This is a genomic window from Mesorhizobium sp. CU3, from assembly GCF_006442965.1.
Taxonomy (GTDB): Bacteria; Pseudomonadota; Alphaproteobacteria; order Rhizobiales; family Rhizobiaceae; genus Mesorhizobium.
On the sequence record NZ_VFWX01000008.1, the window covers coordinates 123,190 to 142,010 of the forward strand.

The following is an 18,821-nucleotide window of genomic DNA, read 5'->3' on the forward strand; positions in this document are numbered from 1 at the left end:
ATCAAATAATCCGACGTCACCACTCTAGATTGCAAGTCCCCGACCCCCATACCCGCAACCGCAATAGCGCGGAGTCGGGCGTATCGCCAGAGGTTTTTGAGTATATTGCGTTCAAATCACCAGGATTGTTCGACAACAGTCGAACTAGACTGTGACGTCTTTACGAAAACGAAAGCCGTCTACGCCGGACAAGCCCTGCCCATGCGCCTCACCTGCTGCCGGCGAGGATACGGCCTACTACAGTTTCTGTCGACTCACGCCATATTTGTGGGGTCCAGCCGAATACGGCAGCGAATTTCGCGCTCGACAGCCGGGAATTGGCCGGGCGCCTGGCTTTTGTCGGATATTCGGCTGTCGTGATGTCGCGAACCCGGGCATGCGGACCGCCGAGCGCGCGGCTGGCATCGAGGATGTGGCGGGCAAAGCCGCTCCAGTTGGTCTCGCCTGTGCCCGCCAGGTGGTAAACTCCGAAGGGCGCCCCGTGCCCCAGCCTGGCGGCCGCGTGCAGGACCGCGTCGGCAATGTCCAGCGCCGAGGTCGGATTGCCCCATTGGTCGGCGACGACTGAAAGCTCGTCGCGGTCTGCGGCGAGCCTCAGTATGGTTTTCACGAAATTCTTGCCGAAGGGACTGTAGACCCAGGCAGTGCGCAGGATGAGGTGGCGCGAACTGGCCGCCGCCACCGCCTGCTCGCCGGCGAGTTTAGAGGCGCCGTAGACGCCGATCGGCTCGGTCGGGTCGGTCTCGACATAGGCGCTGTCCTTGGCGCCGTTGAAGACATAGTCGGTCGACAGATGGATGACGGGAACGCCGAGCTTTGCCGCCGCCTCTGCGACCTTGCCGGCGCCGACGGCGTTGACGGCAAAGGCCAGATCCCTCTCGTCCTCGGCCTGGTCGACGGCGGTGTAGGCGGCGGCTGAAACGACGATGTCGGGCTTTGCCGCCTCAAGCGCGGCAAGCACCGTTTCCGGGCGCGCCAGGTCGAGCGCCGGCCGACCGAGGGCTACGACCTCGACGTCACCACGGGTCCGCGCCGCCTCTATCAGGCTTGTGGCCACCTGACCCTCGCGCCCGGTGACGGCAAGCCTCACGCGGCCCCCTTGCGGCCGTCCGTCGGGGCCGCGCCAAGCCGCTCGCCGGCATAGCGCTGCTCGCGGATCGGACCCCACCACCATTTGTTGTCGAGATACCAGTCGACGGTCCGTGCCAGACCTGAGTCGAAATTCTCGCGCGGCGTCCAACCGAGCTCGCGCGCGATCTTGGAGGCGTCGATGGCGTAGCGGCGGTCATGTCCGGGACGGTCGGTGACGAAGGAGATCAGCTCGCGGTGGCTCTTGCCTCCGGCACGCGGTCGTCTCTGGTCGAGCAGATCGCAAATCGTCTCGACAACGGTGAGATTTGTGCGTTCGGAATTGCCGCCGACATTGTAGCTCTCGCCCGGTTGCCCCTTCGTGGCGACGAGTTCGAGGGCCCGCGCGTGATCCTCGACGAACAGCCAGTCGCGGACATTGGCGCCGGCGCCGTAGACGGGCAGCGTCTTCTCGTCGAGCGCGTTGAGGATGACCAACGGGATCAGCTTTTCGGGAAAATGATAAGGCCCGTAATTGTTCGAGCAGTTGGAGAGCACGACCGGCAAGCCATAGGTTTCGTGCCAGGCGCGCACTAGATGGTCGGACGCCGCCTTCGAGGCCGAATAGGGCGATGACGGCGCATAGGGCGTCTCCTCGACGAACATGCCGCCATCGAAAGGCAGATCGCCGAACACCTCATCGGTCGAGACATGGTGAAAGCGGAAGCGCGCCTGTCGCTCTTGCGGCAAGCCGCGCCAATACTCCAGCGCGGCGTTCAGGATGCGGTAGGTGCCGACGATGTTGGTCTCGATGAAAGCGCCGGGGCCGTCGATCGAACGGTCGACATGGCTCTCGGCGGCAAGGTTCATGACGATGTCGATGTCGTCGCGGCGCAGGATTTCGAGCACCGCGCGTTCGTCGCAGATGTCGGCCTGCTCGAAACGGTAATTGTGCGCGTTCTCGATCGGCCTCAGCGATGCGAGGTTGCCGGCGTAGGTGAGCTTGTCGAGATTGGTGACGCGGTAGGCCGGATTGGCGCAGAGATGCCGGCACACCGCCGAGCCGATAAAGCCGGCGCCGCCCGTCACCAGGAAATTAGGCCCGCCGTCGGCCCTCAAGGAAAAACCTCCGCCGCTGCCAGCAGCGGCGCCTTGCGATCCTTGTCCGAGAGCTGGAAGTCGCCGGCGAGTGAGGGCCACGCAATGCCGATTGCGGGATCGTCGAAACGGATCGACCGGTCATGCTGCGGCGAATAGGTGTCGGTGACCTTGTAGAGGATCTCGGTGTCCGGCACGAGCGTCACGAAGCCGTGCGCGTAGCCCTTCGGCACCAGGATTTGGTTGCCCTTCTCTGCCGAGATCTCGAGCCCCGACCATTTGCCGAAGCTCGGCGACGAGCGGCGGATGTCAACGACAACGTCGAAGACGCGGCCGCGCAGCACGCGCAAAAGCTTATCCTGGGCACGCGGCGGCAGTTGGTAGTGCAGGCCGCGCAGCACGCCGCCGGCAGCGGAGTAGGAATGGTTGTCCTGGACGAAGTTCAGATCGATGCCGGCGGCGGCGAAACGCTCGGCGTTCCAGGTCTCGCTAAAATAGCCGCGGGCGTCGCCATGCCGCTTCGGCACGATCTCCAGCAGCCCTTCCAGCCCAAGTTCCCTGACATCAAGCACCCTAGTCCTCCGTCAGATCGGCGACACGCCTGCGCAGATAGGCGGCGTATTCGTTCTTGCCGAGGCGGGCGGCGCGGTCGAGCACCTTGTCGGCATCGAGCCAGCCCTGCTCGAAGGCGATTTCCTCCGGACAGGCGACCTTGATACCCTGACGATGCTCGATGGTGCGCACGAAGAAGGACGCCTCGTGCAGACTGTCATGCGTGCCGGTGTCGAGCCAGGCATAGCCGCGGCCAAGCCGGTGAACATGCAACTCCCCGCGCTCGAGATAGGCATTGTTGACCGCCGTGATCTCAAGCTCGCCACGCGTCGAAGGCCGGATCGAGGAGGCAATCTCGACGACCCTGTTGTCGTAAAAATAGAGCCCGGTGACGGCCCAGCTGGATTTCGGCTTGAGCGGCTTTTCCTCGATCGTCAGCGCCTTGCCGGTGGCCTTATCGAAGGAGACGACTCCGTACCGCTCGGGATCCTCAACATGATAGGCAAAGACCGAAGCGCCGGTTTCGCGCGACGCAGCCGTCCGGCAGAGTTTCGACAGCCCGTCGCCGAAATAGATGTTGTCGCCCAGGATCATCGACACATTGTCCCTGCCGATGAAATCGCGGCCGATGATGAAAGCTTCGGCCAGACCATTGGGCTGCGGCTGCTCGGCATAGGAGAACTCAAGGCCGAATTCCGAGCCGTCGCCGAGCAGAGCCTGGAAAACCGGCAGGTCGCGCGGCGTCGAGATGACCATGATCTGCCGTATGCCGGAAAGCATGAGCACGCTCAACGGGTAGTAGATCATCGGCTTGTCGTAGATGGGCAGGATTTGCTTAGAGACCGCTATGGTGAGCGGATAAAGGCGCGTCCCACTGCCCCCTGCGAGGATTATCCCTTTCAACAAGCTCTCCGTTCAACTGCCGCCTGCCCACGGGCTGCCGGCGGTCGGATCTCGCACATCGCGTCCGTCCCTTATGCCCCGGCATGTACTAATATCGGCTTTACTGCCTTTGGCAGCATATTCAATCGGTTACAACTATCAGGAGAACAGACGTCTTGATCGAGCCATCTGAAAGCCGGACGCGAAAAAGCCGGCGGGGTTTGAGCCCGCCGGCTTTTCTTGCGTTTCGTTTGGCTTAGGCGCGCTTGAGCAGCGCCCAGACGGCAGGCACCAGGCTGGCGGCCAAAGCGACCTTGATCAGGTCGCCGACAATGAACGGCACGACGCCGAACTGCCACGACTTTTCCGGTCCGATCAGCATTGCAAGCCAGGCAAAGCCCATCGCCATCATCACGACCTCACCGGTCAGCATGGCGCCGAACAGCTTGAAGGGGTTGCGGTCCCAGCCGCGATCGGCGGCCCAGCCGGCGATCGCCGCCATCACCACGAAACCGGCAAGGTAGCCGCCGGTCGAGCCCAGCATATAGGCGATGCCGATGCCCTTTTCCGGCGTGCCCTGGAAGACCGGCAGCCCCATGGCGCCTTCGGCGAGATAGAGCAGCAGCGTCGCGACCGCCAGGCGCAGGCCGAAGGCCGAGGCGATCAGCAGCACCGCAAGCGTCTGCAGCGAGATATCGACCGGGCCGAGCACCACTTTGGTCTTGGCCGAGAGGGTCAGCAGCAGGGTTCCGGCCAGTGCCAGGAAGAGCTGCGTGGCGAGCCGGGCTGCGCCCTGGTCCGGCAAGGTGAGAGAAACAAGCGGACGCATCGTGGTTGCAGTTGCCATGGTCTTCCTCGTTCTGGCCGATTAACTGGGTGGCTGGTTTTCCTATATTGGCTTCCGTATCAAGCGGCAATCGTTTTGCCGCATTGCAGCGGAGCACGACATGGCGCTTGAATTCGATACCAGCTTCGACCCGGCCCACGGCCGGGCGGTCACGGTGGCGCCGGATGTGCAGCGCATCACCGCCGCGAATGCCGGCCCGTTCACCTTCCATGGCACCAACAGTTATGTCATCGGCCGCGACACGCTGGCGGTGATCGATCCGGGACCGGACAACGACGCCCATCTCGACGTTCTGCTTGCGGCGATTGCTGGCCGACCGGTCAGCCACATCTTCGTCAGCCATACCCATCGCGACCATTCACCCTTGGCGGCGCGGCTGAAAGAGCGAACCGGCGCGCCTTTGCTTGCCGAGGGCCCGCACCGGCCGGCGCGACCCTTGCGGATCGGCCAGGTCAACCCGCTCGACGCCAGCGCCGACATGGATTTCGTCCCGGATGTCGTGCTGACGGACAACGACCTTACCCTGGGTGATGGCTGGACGATCCGCACGGTGCTGACGCCCGGGCACACCGTCAACCATGCCGCCTTCGCCCTCGAAGGCACCGGCATCCTGTTTCCGGCCGACCATGTCATGGCCTGGTCGACCTCGATCGTGGCGCCGCCGGACGGCGCCATGGCCGACTATATAACCTCGCTCGACAAGCTGATCGCGCGCGACGACCACCTGCTGTTGCCCGGCCATGGCGGACCGGTGAGAGAGCCGCGCCGGTTGATGCGCGGCCTGAAGACGCATCGCAAGATGCGCGAGGCGGCGATCCTCGAACGCATTCGCGCCGGCGACCACACCATCCCTCAAATGGTCGCCGCGATCTATCGCGACACCGACCCCAGGCTGCATGGCGCGGCCGGGCTTTCGGTGCTCGCGCATCTGGAGGATCTCGTGGCGCGCGGGCTGGTCGCAACCGATGGCGATCCGGCGATCGACGGTATTTTCGAACCGGCCAGTTAAATCTATTCCGTCGGCGCGGCGCCCACCTGGCCCGCCACCTCCTGGTCGAGTTCACCCAGGAAGTCCGTGATGCGGGCGGCGTTGTCGCCGAGGTCATAGCGGCCGTAACGCGAGGCCGAACGCATGTCGACGATCACCGAATCGCCATCGGCGGTGACGCGGATGGCGACGTCGGCCGGCAGGCCGAGCACAAAGCCCTTGGCGAGCGCGTTGATCGTCGCCTGGCTCTGTCCGGCGATATCGGGATAAGGCGCGGTCAATTGCCAACTGCGACGGTCGAGCACGGTCTCGACCGCATCGACAATCGTCTCGAAAGGCAGGTTGTAGGTGCGCCCGGCGACCAGCGGATAGGCGTCGGCCTGCAGGCGCTGCTCGCCCGGTGTCGGCGGCAAAATCGGGTTCATGTCTAAGGTGCGGTCGCTGGTATCGAGCACCGGCGGATCGTCGAGGTCGGTCGAGATGTCGCGCAGCGGCGGAAAGACCGTCGCCCAGTAGACGGCGATGCCGAAGGGCGCCAGCACCAGCACGGCCAGCAGCGCACCGACGCTGAGATCGCGGCCGCCGCGATCGCCGAAGCTCCAGACCCGTGACAGGCCAAGGCCGGCCAGAAGCAAGGCAAGCGCCGCAAGCAGCGCGACGAGCGCCAGCACCCACAGAAAGGGCGGCGTCTCCATAAGGTCGAGCCGATAACCGGCCACCACCGTCAGCAAAAGCACAAGGGAAAACGCCCCGATCCGCCGCGACCAGCCGGCCGCCCTCGACGTCTGCCGTTCAGGAATTGATGCCATTCTTTACCGCGTCGTCCCAGCCCGCGCCGAGGTTTAGAGGTTTTTGCCCCAGGCTTGAAGCCGGAAGATCGAACATTTTCGTCAATCCGTCGGCAGGCGGTAGTCCCTGAACCGGTCGCGCAAGGTGCTCTTCTGGATCTTGCCGGTGGCGGTGTGCGGAATTTCGCCGACGAAGGCGACGTCGTCGGGCATCCACCATTTGGCCACCTTGCCGTCCATGAAGGTCAGGATATCGGTCTTCGTCGGCTCCTTGCCCGGCTTGCGCACGACGACCAGCAAGGGCCGCTCGCCCCATTTGGAATGGGCAATGCCGATGGCGGCGGCCTCGGCGACATCGGGATGACCGACGGCAAGGTTTTCCAGATCGATGGTCGAGATCCACTCGCCGCCCGATTTGATGACGTCCTTGGCGCGGTCGGTGATCTGCATGTAGCCCGAGGCGTCGATATGCGCTACATCGCCGGTATCGAACCAGCCATCGGCGTCGAACTGCTCGGCGCCGGCGCCGCCGTAATAGGCACGCGCCACGGCCGGGCCGCGCACCTTCAGGTGTCCGAAGGTCTTGCCGTCCCAAGGCAGCGCTTTGTTGTCGTCGTCCGTTACCTTCATCTCTACACCGAAGGGCGGGAAGCCCTGCTTGCCCTGGATATCGAGCCGGGCCTCGCCGGTCAGCGCCTCGTGCTGCGGCTTCATCGTGCACAGCGTGCCAAGCGGCGACATCTCGGTCATGCCCCAGGCATGCACGACCTGGACATCGTAGTTGTCCTGGAATTTCTCGGTGATGGCGCGCGGACAGGACGAGCCGCCTATGACGACCTTTTTCAGATGAGGCAGTTTCTTGCCGGTCTCCTCCAGATATTGCAGCAGCATCATCCACACCGTCGGGACGGCGGCGCTGAAGGTCACCTGTTCGGTGTCGAGAAGCTCGTAGATCGATGCGCCGTCCATCTTACAGCCGGGCATCACCAGCTTGGCACCGATCATCGGTCCGCTCTGGCCGAGCCCCCAGGCATTGGCGTGGAACATCGGCACCACGGGCAGAACGACGTCGCGCGACGAAATCCCCATGGCGTCCGGCATGGCCGCGGTCATGGCGTGCAGGACATTCGAGCGATGGCTGTAAAGCACGCCCTTCGGATCGCCTGTCGTGCCGGAAGTATAGCACATGCCTGCGGCGGTGTTCTCGTCGAAGGTCTTCCAGGCGAATGCGCCGTCGGCCTCGGCCAGCCATTCCTCATAGGCGACGGCATTCGGCAGCGAGGTTTGCGGCATATGCGCCCGGTCGGTCAGCACGATCACCCGCTTGAGCGAGCGCACCGCGCCGGCGATCTTTTCCAGCAGCGGCACGAAGGTCAGGTCGACGAAGATCGCCTTGTCCTCGGCATTGTTCATGATCCAGGCGATCTGCTCGGGGAAAAGCCTGGGATTGAGCGTATGGTATATCGCGCCGATGCCCATGATGCCGTACCAGGCCTCGATATGGCGGGCGGTGTTCCAGGCAAGGGTGGCGATGCGGTCGCCGAGGCCGAAGCCGTCGCGCTCCAATCGCTGCGCCGCCTTGAGCGCCCGGTGATGGATTTCGGCATAGGTGGTGCGCACGATCGGCCCTTCGATCGAGCGCGACACGATCACGCGCCCGCCGTGCTGGCGTTCGGCGTGGTCGATCAGCTTGTGGCAGAGCAGCGGCCATGACTGCATCAGTCCGAGCATTTTGTCTCCTCCCCTTGTGCGCTTCTGCGTCGTTGTTTCACGCATTGTGAAACGATCAGGCGGATTGTCCAGCGGTCATCAGCGCAAGGGCGGTGGAGGAACCGAAAAGCCCATGAAAACCGCCTTAATCCGGCCATTCTCGGCGTTAATGTCTGTTAACGGGCTGGGGTGTGATTGGCGAATGGAGTGGTTCGCATGGACGCGCAGCTTGACGAAAAAGCCCTTGAAAGCACGCTTGCCGAAAGTCTGGACGATCTGACGCCGGACGCCAAGGCCGTTTCCGACGACGAGTTCGCCGAAGTGGTCGGCGGCGCGTTGGAGGCTGTCGGTGGAACGCTGCTGTTCAAGATGTGCGTCGCCAACGGTGCCGAAGGTGAGCATGTCGCGGCCGCCTGCATCGGTGAGGCCAGCAATCGCCAGTTCCTTCTGCTGACGCTGCCGACCACCGGCGGCGCGCTGAAGGTCGAGACGGCGGCCAGAAGCGCCAATCCGGTCGCGGGCATAGCCGCCGCCTATGCCGGCCTGATGGATGCCTTCAAGACCGCCGCCTAGACCGTAACCCTGACCTTCAATGAATGGTGATCGCGTATCCCGCGGCGCGCGCTTGCGCGATGCATGGTCTCGACACATGTAAGTTCTCCGCAAGGAGACCCGCAATGGACAAAGTCGCCAACCCCGCCCCCGGATTCCAGCGCAATCCGGACAAGGTGATCACAATCGAGCCCTATCGCGGCAGCGTGACGGTACGTGCTGGCGACACCGTCATCGCCCGGTCGACCCGCGCCAAGCTCCTCTCGGAGCCGCCCTATCCGGACGCCTTCTACATCCCGTTCGACGACATCGATTTCAGCAAGCTCGCCGGCACCGGGCACTCGACGCATTGCCCGTATAAGGGCGATGCCAGCTACTGGAGCGTCCAGCCCGCGAGCGAAACCGGTACGAACGCGATGTGGGCCTATGAGCATCCGTTCGACGAAATGACCGGGATCCGCAATCACGGCGCGTTCTACACCAGCAAGGTGACGGTCGAGGCGACGCCGGACTGAGGCTGTCTTTAGATTCGGGTGAGTCCGGCCTGCAAATGGCGAGTTCCTGCGCTTCCGGTTCTCACATACCTTGAGTACGCTCCGCTCCGGTTCTCAGAACTCACCATTTTCGGCGCGCCCTGACCCGGATCTCAACACAGCCTCGAGCGTCAATCGGTGGTGCCGTCGTTTCCGACCCCTTCGGCATCGTCGAGTCGCACGAAGGTCATGCCCTTCTGCTTCAAGGCGAGCAGCCCTTGCACGACGCCCTCGCCCGCGGCGTGGGTCGGCTGGTTGATGTGGGAGATGATGACGTCGCCATCCTTGGCGGCGGCGATGCGGCGCGCAGTCTCCTTGGCCCCGAGCAGCGACCCACCGTCGCCATTGATCGAGAAACCGGCGATCTTGAAGCCCAGCTTGCGGATCATGGCGATCGCCGAAGGGCTGTATTCGGCGGTGGCGCCGCGGTACCATTTCGGCGCCCGGCCGCCCGCGCTCACAAGAGCGGCGGCACCAGATTCCACCTCGGACTGCACCGCTTCCGGGCTGCCGGCGCTGCGAATGCCGTAGATCTTTTGTGGCGTGTCGACCGCCGGGATGTGGCGGCCGCCGTGGTTTTCCAACTCGAACAGGTCGGGATGCGCCTTCATGATCTCGAAGGCGGCGGCATTGCGCTTCAGCCAGATGCCGGTGACGAAGATGGTCGCCGGGATCCTGTTGTCGACCAGCGCCGAGAGGATTCGCGTATCGGTCTTTCCGCCGCAGGCATCGAGCGTCAGCGCGACGCGCCCGCCGCCGGCCTCGGCGCCTTGCGGTGGCAGCCGCAACGTCGGCTCAACCAGCGTCGCGGCGCTGGCGGCTGAAACGACCGATGCCAAGAGCGCAATCGCGCAAAGAGACTTTTGCAACAGAACCATCATTCATTCCAAGACGGCGCGCCAGGCCAATCGCCGCTTCGCGCCAAGAAACCTGCCTCTAGGAGACTTATCTCAACAGACCGCCATCTAGGCGAAATTGCGGACGGCAAAAAGAACAGGAAGGGCAATCGCGAAAATTTGCTTTCGCCTTATGCCGAGGCCTCGAGGGCGGTCTGCGTCCGCGCCAGGAGCTCGAGTGCGGCGTCGACGACCGGGTCGACCTCGAGGCGCCAGACGCAGCACGCCTTGTTGGGGTCAGGCCGTTCGCACAGGTCGCCGCCGACGCAGTCGCAAGGCATTGATGGGCGAACCGGAATGCTCGGCGCGCCGATCGGCCCCCAATGGATCGGGCTCTGAAGGCCGAACAGGCCGATGACGGGCGTACCGGCCGCCGCCGCCATATGCATGGGGCCGCTATCGTTGCCGAGAAACAGCCGCGCCTGCTTGAACAACGCAGGCAGCGTTTCGAGTGGGACCGTTCCGACCAGATTGACGATCGGCGTCTTCGCAGTGGCTAGGATCGTTTCGGCTGTCTCGCTCTCATCCGGACCGCCGACCAGGGCGACGCGCAAACCGGTTTCGGCCGAAATCCGGTCGATTGCCTGGGCAAAGCGCTCGGGTTGCCAGCGGCGACCGGGGAAGCTTGCCCCGGCATGCACCGCGACAAAGGCGTTCGGCCGAAGATGAAACTTGTCCAGCACCGCCGAGGCTTTCGCTGTCTCGGACGTCCGAGGGCGGAAGGCGGGAACCCGCACACGCAGCTCTATGCCAAGCGCTTCCAACGGCGAAAGGTATCGATAGAGAAAGTGCCGCTCACCAAAGCCGAACGGCTTTGCCTTGACATTGGCAGTTTGGCGTTCGAACCAACGCAAGGGCCTTGCGGAGGGATGATATCCCACGCGAATCCGTGCACCCACCACTCCTGAGATGAACCGCGACGTCCTCGTATCGGTGATGTCGATGGTCATGTCAAATCGGCGGCGGCGCAATCTGAAGAGCGCCAGGACGAGTTCCTGCGTGCGTCGCAACGGCGAGCCGCGCATGTGGGAACGGCGGAAGGTCACGACCTCCGTGGCAATGTCGTTGGCCGTGAGAAGACCGGCGAAGTGGGCGTCGCAGAGGAAGGCGATACGAACGCCGGGGTATTCGAGCTGAAGATTATTCGCCAGCGCGGAGGCAAGGACGAGATCGCCAATGTGCTTCGTCTGCACAATCAGGATCGATCGGACGGGGCCGGGGCGAATCTGCGACATCCGTGTGCGCGCACCGGACGGATCGGAGTCCGCGAAGCTGGGTTGAGATGTCGACATCTGGAACCACGTGTATGTTCACGTGATCTTATATACAAGACGACAAGGCTGTGGACCATCATGAGTCTCGCGCTCCGGCAGAACGTGCGGGTCGGCCAACAGATGGCACAATACTCCGCGCAAACGTCAGACCGCGTGTTCGAAGGCCACTTCGGTGCGCGCCAGGAGTTCGAGCGCCGCGTCGACCACCGGATCGACTTCCAGCCGCCAGACGCAACACGCCTTGCTCGGATCCGTGCGGTGGCACAAGTCGCCGCCGACGCAATCGCAAGGCATGGAGGGCCGCAACGAAATGCTGGGGACGCCGACCGGCGCCCAGCGAACCGGGTTGGTCAGGCCGAACAGGCCGACCACCGGTATGCCGGCCGCGGCCGCCATATGCATCGGGCCGCTCTCGTTGCCGAGGAACAGTCGCGCCTCCTTGAGCAGCGCCAGCAGCGTTTCCAGGCGCAGCGCGCCAGCCAGGTTGACGACAGGCGCCTTGGCCAGCGCCATGATCGCGTCGGTTGCTTCGCTCTCGTCCGGGCCGCCGACCAGAACGATGCCGAGGCCGGTTTCCTTGACTATCTTGTCGATCGCCGCGGCAAAGCGCTCCGGCTGCCAGCGACGACCGGGAAAGCTTGCGCCGACGTGCACCGCGATGAAGCCATTCGGCTTGATGCGATGCCTGGCCAGCAGCGCGAGCGCCCGCGTCGTCTCGAAGGGCAGCGGCCGGATCGCCGGCACCCTGACGCGCAAGGCGACGCCCAGCGCCTCCAGCGGCGACAGATAACGGTAGAGGAAATGCTTCTTGCCAAAGCCGAAAGGCTTCATCCCGACAGTGGCCGGCTGGCGCTCATACCAGCGCGGCGGCTTTTCCGACGGGACATAACCGAGCCTGACCGGGGCATTGACCAGTCCGGAGACGATGCGCGACGTCTTCGAATCGGTAATGTCGATGCTCATGTCGAAGCGGTGCTGGCGCAAGGCGCGCACCGCGCGGAAAAGCTCGCGCCCACGCTCCAACGGCGTGCCGCGCATCTTGGCGCGGCTGAAGGGGACGACCTCGGAGGCAATGCCATGCACCGTCAGGAAGCCGGCGAAACGCGCTTCGCACAGGAATACGATGCGGACGCCGGGATATTGAAGCTGGAGGTTCTTGGCCAGCGTCGAGGCAAGCACGATGTCGCCGATGAACTTGGTCTGCAGGATCAGGATCGACCGGAGCGTGGTGGGGGAAATCTGCAACATGGGTTTCTGGCACCAATAGTTCGGAGCCAGAAACTCGTTTCAAACCGTGTCGGGAATCGGGGCGGAAAGGCGCACGTTCGTGTGACATTCCATACAAAACCGTAATCCGCCCGCCCCCCGCTCAGGCGCGTTTTGCAGCACTCTTCGCCGCTGCCACACCGGCTTGCGCCGCCGCCAGTCTGGCGATTGGCACGCGGTAGGGCGAGCACGAGACATAGTCGAGGCCGACCTCCTCGCAGAAGCGGATCGAGGCGGGATCGCCGCCATGCTCGCCGCAAATGCCGAGCTTGATGGCAGGCCGCGTCGCCTTGCCCTTTTGCGCGGCGATGCGCACCAGTTCGCCGACGCCGTCGACGTCTAGCGACACGAACGGATCCTGCTCGATGATGCCTTTCTGCCGGTAGGTTTCGAGGAAGGACGCGGCATCGTCGCGCGAGATGCCGAATGTCGTCTGCGTCAGGTCATTGGTGCCGAAGGAGAAGAATTCGGCCGATTCGGCAATAACGTGCGCCCGGATCGCCGCGCGCGGCAGTTCGATCATCGTGCCGGTGAGGTAATCGATCTTGGTGCCTGTTTCCTGCATGACGCTTTGCGCCACCGCATCGATGCGCGCCTTGACGTAGTCGAGTTCCTTCACGAGGCCGACCAGCGGCACCATGATTTCCGGGACGACCAAGGCGCCGGCCTTCCGTCCGGCCTCGACCGCCGCCTCGAAGATGGCGCGCGCCTGCATCTCGGCGATCTCGGGATAGGAAACGGCGAGCCGGCAGCCGCGATGGCCGAGCATCGGGTTGAACTCGTGCAGCGCCTCGGTGCGCTGTCTCAGCTTGTCGGCCGAGACGTTCATGGCGGTGGCGACTTCGGCGAGTTCCGCTTCGGTCTTGGGCAGAAATTCGTGCAGCGGCGGGTCGAGCAGGCGGATCGTCACCGGCAGGCCGGCCATGATCTCGAACAGTTCGAGAAAGTCCGAGCGCTGCATCGGCAGAAGCTTGTCGAGTGCTGAACGCCGGTCCTTCTCGGTGTCGGCCAGGATCATCTCGCGCATGGCGACGATGCGGGCACCGTCAAAGAACATGTGCTCGGTGCGGCAAAGCCCGATGCCTTCGGCTCCGAAGGAACGCGCCATGCGCGCGTCGAGCGGGGTTTCGGCATTGGTGCGCACCTTCATGCGGCGCGCGGCGTCCGCCCATTCCATGATGGCGGCGAAGTCGCCCGACAGCTCCGGCTGCAGCATGGCTACAGCCCCTTTGAGCACTTGGCCGTTGCCGCCATCGATGGTGATGATGTCGCCCTTGCGGAAGGTCTGGCCCATAGAGAGCAGCGTGCCGGCCTTGTAGTCGACCCGCAGCGAGCCGGCGCCCGACACGCAGGGCTTGCCCATGCCGCGCGCCACCACCGCGGCGTGGCTGGTCATGCCGCCGCGCGTGGTGAGGATGCCCTCGGCGGCATGCATGCCGTGGATGTCCTCGGGGCTGGTCTCGATGCGCACCAGGATCGCCTTGCGACCTTGCGCCTTGGCATCCTCTGCGTCTCCAGATGAAAAGACGATCTCGCCGGTGGCGGCACCCGGCGAGGCCGGTAGGCCCATGCCGATGACGTCGCGCGCGGCTTTCGGATCGATCGTCGGGTGCAGGAGCTGGTCGAGCGAAGCGGGATCGATGCGGGCGACGGCCTCTTCCTTGGTGATCAGCCCGTCCCTTGCCATCTCGACCGCGATCTTGAGCGCCGCCTTGGCGGTGCGCTTGCCGGAACGGGTCTGCAGCATCCACAATTTGCCGCGCTCGATGGTGAATTCGAGGTCCTGCATGTCGCGGTAGTGCTTTTCCAGCCGGTCGGAGATGTCGACGAAGGCTTGGAAGGCGTCCGGCATCAGCTTTTGCAGCGACGGCTTGTCGGAGCCGGCGGCGATGCGCGCGGCCTCGGTGATGTTCTGCGGCGTACGGATGCCGGCGACCACGTCCTCGCCCTGGGCGTTGACCAGGAATTCGCCGTAGAGCTGCCGCTCGCCGGTCGACGGGTTGCGCGTGAAGGCGACGCCGGTGGCCGAGGTGTCGCCCATATTGCCGAACACCATGGCCTGGACGTTGACCGCCGTGCCCCAGCTTTCCGGGATGTCGTGCAGGCGGCGGTAGGTGATGGCGCGGCTGTTCATCCAGCTCGAAAACACGGCGCCGATCGCGCCCCAGAGCTGCTCATGCGGATCCTGCGGGAACGGCTTGCCCAGTTCTTCCTCGACCTTGGCCTTATAGAGCGAAATCACGCCCTGCCATTCCGCGGCAGTCAGTTCGGTGTCGAGTTCGTGACCGAGGCTCGCCTTCTGGTCCTCGAGGATTTCCTCGAACACCTCGTGGTCGAGCCCCATGACGACATCGGAATACATCTGGATGAAACGGCGATAGCTGTCGTAGGCGAAGCGCGCGTCGCCGGAATCAGCGGCCAAGGCCTCCACCGTCTCGTCATTGAGGCCGAGATTGAGCACGGTGTCCATCATGCCGGGCATGGAGGCGCGGGCGCCCGATCGCACCGAGACCAGGAGCAGCTTCGAGGGATCGCCGAAGCGGCGGCCGGTGATCGTGCCGATATTGTCGAGCGCGGACGACACACTGGCTTCGAGCGCCGCCGGATAGGTGCGGCCGTCGGCGTAATAGGCGTTGCAGACCTCGGTGGTGATGGTAAAGCCCGGCGGCACCGGCAGCCCGAGGCTGCACATCTCGGCCAGGTTGGCGCCCTTGCCGCCGAGGAGGTTGCGGTCGCCGGCGCGGCCTTCGGCGGCACCGTCGCCGAAGGTGTAAACCCACTTGGTCATGCTTGCCCTCCAGTTCGTGGAAGATAGACAACAGCCGGGTCGGAGCCCGCTTCCCCGCCCTTCCGGTCCGAGCGATATGATGCTGCAGTGCGAAAGGCAAGGCGCAGGCGTGACGGGTCCGGCTCCTACAATCGATTAAGCAAAAGCTGCGTCAAAAAGACTTGCCGGATAATGCCGCTCCCTATAGAACATAACCGGAACATGTATGGAGTAGCGTGATGAAACTCAACGGAAAACTCGACTATCTGGAGTTGCCGGCGACAGGCGGCACGCTGGACAGCGTTAAATCCTTCTATAGCGCGGCCTTTGCCTGGTCGTTCACCGACTACGGCCCGACCTATTCGGCCTTTGCCGAAGGCCTGGACGGCGGTTTCCAGGCGGATGCCGGCGAGGCGCCGGCCAAGCCGCTGCCGGTGCTCTACTCGCAAAACCTCGAGGAAACGCTGGACGCGGTCGAGAATGCCGGCGGCGTCATCGTGAAACCGATCTTTGCCTTTCCCGGCGGCAGACGATTCCACTTCACCGATCCGGCCGGTAACGAGTTGGCGGTGTGGGGACATTAGAAAAGACGCAGATTTCCTGGTAAATTTGCTGTTGACAGGCAGTTCTGCTCCAATAAGTAGCAGCCTGATCTTTCAGCAACAAAAGCGCGCTCATGAAATTCGGATCAAGCGGTGTCCGGGGTTTGGCTTCCGATTTGATCGGAAGAGCAAGCGGACTCTACACTGAAGCTTTTGCCCGGCGCCTGCGTGCGACCGGGTTCGATCAGGGCAAGGTTTTTGTCGGGCGCGATCTGCGCGACAGCAGTCCGGAGATCGCAGCGGACTGCATGGCCGCGCTCGCCGCGGCCGGCTTCGAGCCGATCGACTGCGGAGCGATCCCCACCCCGGCGCTCGCTTTCCATGCCGGCCGGCAGCGCGGCGCGGCGCTGATGGTGACCGGATCGCACATTCCCGCCGACCGCAACGGCATCAAGTTCTATGGTCCGAAGGGCGAGATCGACAAGGCGGACGAGGCCGCGATCACCGCTTATGTCGCCGAGTTGTCGGACCACTACCCATGGCCGCCGGCACAGGCACAGTGGCAAGCCGGCCGTGATCAGGCTCTGGCCGCCTTTTGGGACCGTGTGGGCTCCATTCTCCCCTCCGCCGCGCTTTCCGGGCTCAGGCTTGGTGTCTACCAGCACAGTTCCGTGGCGGCGGAACTGCTGGTCGAGGTGCTGCGCGCCTACGGCGCCGATGCCATGGCCGTCGGAAAATCCGAGGTTTTCGTGCCGGTCGACACCGAGGCCGTCAGCCCGGAGACCCTGGCCAAGGCGAAAGGGTGGGTACGCGAGTTCAAATTCGACGCCGTGCTGTCGACGGACGCCGATGCCGACCGCCCTCTTATCATCGACGAAAACAGCGAATTGTTCCGCGGCGACCTGATCGGCCTCGCCACGGCGCTGTTCGTCAAGGCCGATGTCGTGGTGACGCCGGTGACGTCGAACTCGGGCATTTCCGACGCTTTCGGCTTCAAGGTGGTGAGGACGAGGGTCGGCTCGCCCTTCGTCATAGCCGGCATGGAGGCCGCGCAACCGGCCGGCGGCACGATCGTCGGCTTCGAGGCCAATGGCGGGGTGCTGCTCGGGTCGGACTGTCTCTTGAACGGCAAGACATTGTCGGCACTGCCGACGCGCGATTCCTTTCTGCCGATCCTGGCGACGCTCGGCACCGTGGCATCGACGGGCAAGTCTCTGTCGGCGCTGCGCTCGCTCTGGAAGCTTCCGATCTGCGCCAGCGAGCGGCTGGAGAATTTCCCGGTCGAGGCATCGCGCGGCCTGATGCATCGGCTCGCCGACCGTGATGCCCTGCAGGCGTTTCTGGCACCCTTCGGAACCGTCGCCGACGTCGACGTGACCGACGGTCTCAGGGCGCGCATGGTAAGCGGCGAGATCGTCCATCTGCGGCCTTCGGGCAACGCGCCGGAGTTTCGTTGCTATGCCGAGGCCGCCAGCCATGACAGGGCAAGTGAAATCGTGGCAATAGCGCTCGAACGGGCGCGGGACGCCGGACTGTCAGACGAGCGAAAGATCGTCGAATGAAAGTGGTTCCCGTCATCATCAGCGGCGGCGCCGGGTCGCGGCTGTGGCCGGCGTCCAGGCAGTCGCATCCGAAGCCTTTCCTCAAGGTTGCGGACGGGCGCTCGCTGATCCAGCACACCGTGCTCAGAGCGGTCTCGCTGAAGAACGTTACGGAACTCGTCGCGGTGACGTCGAGGGACCACCTTTTCCTGACCAAGGACGATTTCGACGAATTGTCGCCGGCGGTTCCGCCGCACACTTTCCTGCTTGAGCCGGAGGGGCGCGATACGGCCGCGGCGGTGGCGGCGGCCGTCGTCCACGCCAACGCAACCCAGGGTCCGGACGCGATTTTGTGCGTGTTTCCGGCCGACCACATGATCGGCGATCTCTCGGCCTTCACGGCTGCGATGGGGCGGGCCATCGACCACGCGCGGCAGGGCCTGATCGCCACGCTCGGCATCAAGCCCAGCCGTCCGGACACCGCCTTCGGCTATATCGAGGCCGATGGCGAGAAGGTGGTTCGTTTCGTCGAAAAGCCGGACCTCGCCACGGCCAAGACATATCTGGCGTCCGGGCGCTTCTTCTGGAATGCCGGCATCTTCTGTTTTACGGCGCGAACCATGCTTGAGGCCCTGGCCGCGCATTGTCCCGCCGTGCTCGACGCGGTCGCCGCAAGCTACCAGCACGGCCGCCTCGAGAATGGCGGCGACACCGGCAAGATCGAACTTTCGGGCGAGCATTTCGCGCTTGCGCCGCGAATCTCGCTCGACCATGCCGTGATGGAAAAGGCGCGCAATCTTGCCGTGGTCCCCTGCGAGATGGCCTGGAACGACATCGGATCGTGGAACGCCATGGCGGAGCTGATCCAGGCGGACGAGCGCGGCAACAGGATCCGCGGCGATGTACACACTGTGGACACTTCCGGCAGCTACATCACTTCGGACAAGCGCGTCATCGGCACGGTCGGCGTCAGCGACCTGGTGATCGTCGATTCGCCTGACGCGTTGCTGGTGGCCTCACGCGAACGCGTGCAGGACGTCAAGAAGCTGTTCGAGGGCCTCAAGGCATCGGGGCACGAAGCGCATCTCTTGCACTCCACCGTGCACCGGCCATGGGGGACGTACACGGTGCTGGAGGAAGGCGAACGCTTCAAGATCAAGCGCATCGAGGTGAAGCCCGGGCGGCGGCTCAGCCTGCAGATGCACCATCATCGTTCGGAACATTGGGTGGTGGTCAGCGGATCGGCGAAGATCGTCAATGGCGACAAGGAGCTGTTCCTGGCAACCAATGAATCGACTTACATCCCGTGCGGTCACAAGCACCGGCTGGAAAATCCGGGCAAGATCGATCTGGTGATCATCGAAGTTCAGAGCGGCGATTATCTTGGCGAGGATGACATAGTGCGCTTCGACGACGTATACGGGCGCGCATGACGATTCACTGACCCGCAGGGCTGGGGCGGGCAATCAACGGATTAGGGGCTTGGGGGAGTAATTATCCGAATTCATTGAGAGTAT

At 64.0% G+C, this 18,821-nt stretch carries 17 protein-coding genes; 6 read left to right on the forward strand and 11 right to left on the reverse strand.

From position 1 onward, the window contains the following. Window positions 1-208 precede the first annotated feature (208 nt). The 5 genes from rfbD to FJ988_RS14280 form a co-directional block, all read right to left on the reverse strand. Entirely contained in the window at window positions 209-1,090 is an 882-nt protein-coding gene (gene rfbD / locus FJ988_RS14260; RefSeq protein ID WP_140818687.1) for a dTDP-4-dehydrorhamnose reductase, read from the reverse strand. Next, window positions 1,087-2,187 carry a dTDP-glucose 4,6-dehydratase gene (rfbB, locus tag FJ988_RS14265; RefSeq protein WP_140818689.1) on the reverse strand — a complete coding sequence of 367 codons (1,101 nt, stop codon included), beginning with the start codon at window positions 2,185-2,187 and terminating at the stop codon, window positions 1,087-1,089. The genes rfbD and rfbB overlap by 4 nt, the downstream gene beginning before the upstream one ends. Continuing rightward, window positions 2,184-2,738 (reverse strand): dTDP-4-dehydrorhamnose 3,5-epimerase, encoded by a 555-nt coding sequence (gene rfbC, locus FJ988_RS14270; RefSeq protein ID WP_140818691.1) that lies wholly within the window; start codon window positions 2,736-2,738, stop codon window positions 2,184-2,186. Before rfbC ends, rfbB begins: the two co-directional genes overlap by 4 nt. A gap of 1 nt (window position 2,739) precedes the next feature. Next, window positions 2,740-3,621, reverse strand: coding sequence for a glucose-1-phosphate thymidylyltransferase RfbA (rfbA, locus tag FJ988_RS14275; protein ID WP_140818693.1), 882 nt, complete (start codon window positions 3,619-3,621; stop codon window positions 2,740-2,742). 235 nt (window positions 3,622-3,856) lie between these two features. Beyond that, the gene (locus FJ988_RS14280) at window positions 3,857-4,447 is read right to left on the reverse strand and encodes a biotin transporter BioY (protein ID WP_140818695.1); all 591 of its coding nucleotides are present in this window, start codon (window positions 4,445-4,447) and stop codon (window positions 3,857-3,859) included. A gap of 100 nt (window positions 4,448-4,547) precedes the next feature. On the opposite strand from FJ988_RS14280, the gene FJ988_RS14285 reads away from it, so the two are divergent. Beyond that, entirely contained in the window at window positions 4,548-5,456 is a 909-nt protein-coding gene (locus tag FJ988_RS14285) for an MBL fold metallo-hydrolase (RefSeq protein WP_140818697.1), read from the forward strand. A gap of 2 nt (window positions 5,457-5,458) precedes the next feature. On the opposite strand, the gene FJ988_RS14290 is transcribed toward FJ988_RS14285, so the two are convergent. Both FJ988_RS14290 and FJ988_RS14295 read right to left on the reverse strand, forming a co-directional pair. Further along, window positions 5,459-6,244 (reverse strand): DUF1499 domain-containing protein, encoded by a 786-nt coding sequence (locus tag FJ988_RS14290; RefSeq protein WP_140818699.1) that lies wholly within the window; start codon window positions 6,242-6,244, stop codon window positions 5,459-5,461. An 81-nt stretch (window positions 6,245-6,325) separates the two neighbouring features. After that, window positions 6,326-7,954, reverse strand: a complete 1,629-nt coding sequence (locus FJ988_RS14295) for a fatty-acid--CoA ligase (RefSeq protein WP_140818701.1) — start codon at window positions 7,952-7,954, stop codon at window positions 6,326-6,328. A 195-nt stretch (window positions 7,955-8,149) separates the two neighbouring features. Between FJ988_RS14295 and FJ988_RS14300 the strand changes: the two genes are divergently transcribed. Both FJ988_RS14300 and FJ988_RS14305 read left to right on the forward strand, forming a co-directional pair. Continuing rightward, entirely contained in the window at window positions 8,150-8,506 is a 357-nt protein-coding gene (locus tag FJ988_RS14300) for a hypothetical protein (RefSeq protein WP_140818703.1), read from the forward strand. Between the two features lie 104 nt (window positions 8,507-8,610). Then, the gene (locus tag FJ988_RS14305) at window positions 8,611-9,000 is read left to right on the forward strand and encodes a DUF427 domain-containing protein (RefSeq protein ID WP_140818705.1); all 390 of its coding nucleotides are present in this window, start codon (window positions 8,611-8,613) and stop codon (window positions 8,998-9,000) included. Between the two features lie 149 nt (window positions 9,001-9,149). Here the strand turns inward: FJ988_RS14305 and FJ988_RS14310 are convergent, their stop codons facing one another. The 4 genes from FJ988_RS14310 to ppdK form a co-directional block, all read right to left on the reverse strand. Next, window positions 9,150-9,896 carry a polysaccharide deacetylase family protein gene (locus FJ988_RS14310; protein ID WP_140818707.1) on the reverse strand — a complete coding sequence of 249 codons (747 nt, stop codon included), beginning with the start codon at window positions 9,894-9,896 and terminating at the stop codon, window positions 9,150-9,152. A gap of 149 nt (window positions 9,897-10,045) precedes the next feature. Beyond that, window positions 10,046-11,149 carry a glycosyltransferase family 9 protein gene (locus FJ988_RS14315; protein WP_140818709.1) on the reverse strand — a complete coding sequence of 368 codons (1,104 nt, stop codon included), beginning with the start codon at window positions 11,147-11,149 and terminating at the stop codon, window positions 10,046-10,048. A 183-nt stretch (window positions 11,150-11,332) separates the two neighbouring features. Then, the gene (locus tag FJ988_RS14320) at window positions 11,333-12,436 is read right to left on the reverse strand and encodes a glycosyltransferase family 9 protein (RefSeq protein WP_140818711.1); all 1,104 of its coding nucleotides are present in this window, start codon (window positions 12,434-12,436) and stop codon (window positions 11,333-11,335) included. Window positions 12,437-12,557: 121 nt separating this feature from the next. After that, window positions 12,558-15,242, reverse strand: a complete 2,685-nt coding sequence (gene ppdK, locus FJ988_RS14325; protein WP_140818713.1) for a pyruvate, phosphate dikinase — start codon at window positions 15,240-15,242, stop codon at window positions 12,558-12,560. A 218-nt stretch (window positions 15,243-15,460) separates the two neighbouring features. Here ppdK and FJ988_RS14330 point away from each other — a divergent pair, with 218 nt between their 5' ends. From FJ988_RS14330 to FJ988_RS14340, 3 genes are all read left to right on the forward strand, one after another. Next, window positions 15,461-15,805 carry a VOC family protein gene (locus FJ988_RS14330; RefSeq protein WP_140818715.1) on the forward strand — a complete coding sequence of 115 codons (345 nt, stop codon included), beginning with the start codon at window positions 15,461-15,463 and terminating at the stop codon, window positions 15,803-15,805. A 92-nt stretch (window positions 15,806-15,897) separates the two neighbouring features. Next, window positions 15,898-17,325, forward strand: a complete 1,428-nt coding sequence (locus FJ988_RS14335; RefSeq protein WP_140818717.1) for a phosphomannomutase — start codon at window positions 15,898-15,900, stop codon at window positions 17,323-17,325. Then, window positions 17,322-18,737: a mannose-1-phosphate guanylyltransferase/mannose-6-phosphate isomerase gene (locus FJ988_RS14340; protein ID WP_140818719.1), complete on the forward strand. Its 1,416-nt coding sequence runs from the start codon at window positions 17,322-17,324 to the stop codon at window positions 18,735-18,737. Before FJ988_RS14335 ends, FJ988_RS14340 begins: the two co-directional genes overlap by 4 nt. Window positions 18,738-18,821 lie beyond the last annotated feature (84 nt).